Raw genomic sequence first — 577 nt, 5'->3', positions numbered from 1 at the left:
TCGAGGCCGGAGAGTCGTTCGAAGTCTGCGTCGCCCGGGAGATCCGCGAGGAAATCGGCCTGACCGTTCGCGATGTGCGCTATCTGGGCAGCCAGCCGTGGCCGTTCCCGCGGTCGTTAATGGTTGGCTTTCATGCCTTGGGTGACCCGGATGAGGAGTTCTCGTTCAGCGACGGCGAAATCGCCGAAGCCGCGTGGTTCACCCGCGATGAGGTGCGCGCAGCGCTTGCCGCCGGCGATTGGTCCAGTGCGTCGGAGTCGAAACTGCTACTGCCCGGGTCGATCTCGATCGCCCGCGTGATCATCGAATCGTGGGCAGCGTGCGAATGAAAGTCCACGTCGTTAACCCGCGATCTTTACCAGCTTCGCTTTGACCTCGTCCGCGCTCGGGTTAGTCAGCGTCGACCCGTCGGCGAACTTCACCGTGGGAACAGTTCTGTTGCCGCCATTGACCGAGCCGACGAACTCCGCGGCCGCACGGTTGTGTTCGATGTCGACCTCGTCGTAAGCGATTCGGTTGGCCGTGAGCGCTGTTTTGAGTCGAAGGCAATAGCCACACCATGATGTCGTATAGATGG

Annotated in this window: 2 protein-coding genes; one reads left to right on the top strand and one right to left on the bottom strand. The window is 61.5% G+C overall.

The features are described 5' to 3' along the window. On the top strand, positions 1-329 hold a 329-nt coding region (locus FMN52_RS00160), incomplete at its 5' end, for an NUDIX domain-containing protein (protein ID WP_148606713.1). A gap of 12 nt (positions 330-341) precedes the next feature. Here FMN52_RS00160 and mrx1 read toward each other — a convergent pair. Next, complete coding sequence (gene mrx1 / locus FMN52_RS00155; protein WP_240339359.1) at positions 342-575, bottom strand: mycoredoxin Mrx1; 234 nt, start codon at positions 573-575, stop codon at positions 342-344. Positions 576-577: the final 2 nt, after the last annotated feature.

It is taken from the genome of Marinobacter sp. BW6 (assembly GCF_008107725.1).
GTDB lineage: Bacteria > Pseudomonadota > Gammaproteobacteria > Pseudomonadales > Oleiphilaceae > Marinobacter.
Note: the sequence above shows the minus strand (reverse complement) of the source record. Positions and strands in the feature narration are given on the sequence as shown.